The sequence below is a fragment of the Pseudomonas sp. GM49 genome (genome assembly GCF_000282355.1).
Classification (GTDB): Bacteria; Pseudomonadota; Gammaproteobacteria; order Pseudomonadales; family Pseudomonadaceae; genus Aquipseudomonas.
Genome location: NZ_AKJL01000171.1, coordinates 1 through 2,651 on the forward strand (window position 1 = coordinate 1; position 2,651 = coordinate 2,651).

General features: G+C 60.2%; 4 protein-coding genes and 1 pseudogene. All 5 read left to right on the forward strand.

The window, feature by feature from the left end:
* Positions 1–734: LysR substrate-binding domain-containing protein (locus PMI29_RS13325; protein ID WP_007998794.1), on the forward strand; the 734-nt coding region annotated here is incomplete at its 5' end.
* Positions 735–776: 42 nt separating this feature from the next.
* A complete protein-coding gene (locus PMI29_RS13320) occupies positions 777–1,355 on the forward strand; it encodes an NAD(P)H-dependent oxidoreductase (RefSeq protein ID WP_007998796.1) in 579 nt (192 codons plus the stop codon).
* A gap of 49 nt (positions 1,356–1,404) precedes the next feature.
* Positions 1,405–1,776: a MerR family transcriptional regulator gene (locus tag PMI29_RS13315; RefSeq protein WP_007998798.1), complete on the forward strand. Its 372-nt coding sequence runs from the start codon at positions 1,405–1,407 to the stop codon at positions 1,774–1,776.
* 106 nt (positions 1,777–1,882) lie between these two features.
* Positions 1,883–2,227: pseudogene (locus PMI29_RS0130185) on the forward strand (cupin domain-containing protein).
* 233 nt (positions 2,228–2,460) lie between these two features.
* The coding region (locus PMI29_RS13310; RefSeq protein WP_007998800.1) for a helix-turn-helix domain-containing protein at positions 2,461–2,651 on the forward strand (191 nt) is incomplete at its 3' end.

The following is a 2,651-nucleotide window of genomic DNA, read 5'->3' on the forward strand; positions in this document are numbered from 1 at the left end:
AAAGAGGCCGGCGCGGTGTAACGCCAACGCCGGCCGGCAATGCCCTGGCCCGACACGCCCGGGTGCTGCTGCAACAAGCCGAACGCCTGCAACAGGACCTGGCCGAATACGCCAAGGGCGTCAAAGGTCAGGTGCGCCTGCTGTGCAATACCACGGCGATCACCGAGTACCTGCCAGAGCTGCTCGCGGACTTCCTGCACAGCCATCCCAACCTCAACATCGACCTGCAGGAATTGCCCAGCGCCCGCATCACCCACGCCTTGCGCCAGGGTGCAGCGGACCTCGGCATCGTTTCCGACGCGGTGGACACCGATGACTTGCAGACCCGACCGTTCCGCGACGATCCGCTGGTGCTGATCATGCCCCGTGAACACTCCTTGGCACAGGCGACTTCAGTGAGCTTCACCGACACGCTGCATCACGACTATGTCGGCCTGAATGCCAACAGCGCGTTGGCGGTGTACTTGGAAGAACAGGCACTTCACACCGGCCTGCGCATGCAGGTTCGCATCCGCGCCGACGGTTTCGATGGCGTGATGCGCATGGTCGCCCGCGGGGCGGGACTGGCAATCGTACCGCTGGCCGCCGTCGAACGCGGGTCCGGTGGACTGTCTTTCAAAAGCCTCGCCCTGCAAGAACCCTGGGGCCAACGCAAACTGTTGCTCTGTGCCCGGGACTTTGCCGCATTACCCGGCTATGCCAAGGCCCTGCTGCACGCCTTGACTCTCCCCTGAGGGGCAGACTTTATCCTTGAAGTTTCATCTTCAAGGACAGCGATGATGGGCAAACGAATACTGGTGATCCTCGGGCATCCGTCCAGCAACAGCTTCTGCGCCGCCCTTGCCGAGCGTTACACACAGTCGGCAATGCGCGCCGGGCATGAGGTGCGGCAGTTGTTTCTGGGCAGCATGGATTTTGACCCGGTGTTGCGCGAAGGCTATCAGCAGGTCCAGCCGCTGGAAGCCGACTTGGGTAACGCTCAGGCCGATATCCTGTGGGCCGAACAACTGACGCTGGTTTATCCGATCTGGTGGGGTGGCGTACCGGCCTTGCTCAAGGGCTTTTTCGACCGGGTGTTCTTGCCCGGTTTTGCCTTCAAGTATCGCCAGGGCAAAGCCTTCCCCGACAAACTCCTGCGCGGCCGAACCGCCCACCTGCTGGTGACCATGGACACACCGCCCTGGTACTTCCGCTGGATCTACCGCATGCCCGGTTTGCATCAGGTCCGTAAAACCACGCTGGAATTCTGTGGTATCAAGCCAACCCGAACCCTCACGTTCGGGCCAATTCTCGGCGCCAGCGCGGACCGGCATGCGGCTTGGCTACGGCAAGCCGAAGCTATCGCCAGTGGTTGAGTCTGTCGATAATGCACCGAGCGTTACCCTTGGAGAAAAGGAGCTTCCCATGTACATCGGCCAAGCCGCGCAACGTTCCGGAACCACTGTCAAAAGCATCCGTCACTACGAATCGATTGGCCTGCTGCCTGCCGCTCGCCGTCAGGGCAAGTACCGCATCTATGACCAGAACAGTGTCGACCTGCTGATGTTCATCAAGTGTGCCCAGCAGCTGGGTTTCAAACTCAAGGAGTTGCAGTCAGTCTTCGCTGGACATCAGGGCCCGCAGTTGCCATGGGAGCGGGCACATCAGGTCATCGCCAGCAAAAAACAGGAAATCGGCGAACGGATAGCGGCGCTGTCGCAACAGCACTCGCAATTGGTCGAGTTCGAGAACAACCTCGAACAATCCAGGCTCGACTGCCCACTGACCAGCCTTTGAGGGCCGTGCGTTTCTGGACAGCTCAGTGTCGACTACAGACAACTGAACAATGGACGGGCGCTATAGGGTGCGACTTCAGTTCTTGAGCCCACTGCCCGGAGTCATCATGACCGCACCGATTACCGTTCTCCGCGACACCCACCCGCTGCCTGTGCTCGACGCCTGCAAATGGGAAAAACTCGAAGGCGACCCGCACACCGTCAACCTCAACGCCTACACCAGTGAAGACGGCAGCAAGATCATGGGCACCTGGATCTGCACGCCGGGCAAGTAGTACGTGGAATACGTGAAGTGGGAATACTGCCACTTCCAGGAAGGCTACTGCATCATCACGCCGGAAGGCATGGCGCCGATCCACCTGCGCGCCGGCGATATTTTCGTCATCGAGCCCGGGATGAAAGGGACGTGGGAAGTGGTGGAAACCGTGCGCAAATATTTCGTGTTTGCCTGATATAAAAAACCGGGGGATCACCCGACGTGATCTCCCGGTAAATATCTTTGAGTACATGCAACCCCTGTGGCAGCGAGCTTGCTCGCGATAGCGGTGGATCAATCACTGCCAATGTTGAATGTGCCGTCCCCATCGCGAGCAAGCTCGCTCCCACAGTGAATCGCGTCACCTGTGGGAGCGGGCTTGCCCGCGAAGGCGCCCATCCAGACAACACAAATCCAGAGGTTGCTGTAATGCACTTCGACCTGACCGACCTGCGCCTGTACCTGAACATCCTCGACACCGGCAACATCACCGCCGGCGCCGCACGCAGTCATCTGTCCCTGGCGGCAGCCAGTGCGCGCATTCGTGCCATGGAAGCCTCACTGGGGATCGGGTTTCTCGAAAGAGGCCGGCGCGGTGTAACGCCAACGCCGGCCGGCAA

Excerpts from the sequence above, each read along its gene's own strand:
- PMI29_RS13320 (WP_007998796.1), top strand. The coding sequence starts at position 777 with ATGATGGGCAAACGAATACTGGTGATCCTCGGGCATCCGTCCAGCAAC.
- PMI29_RS13315 (WP_007998798.1), top strand. The coding sequence starts at position 1,405 with ATGTACATCGGCCAAGCCGCGCAACGTTCCGGAACCACTGTCAAAAGC.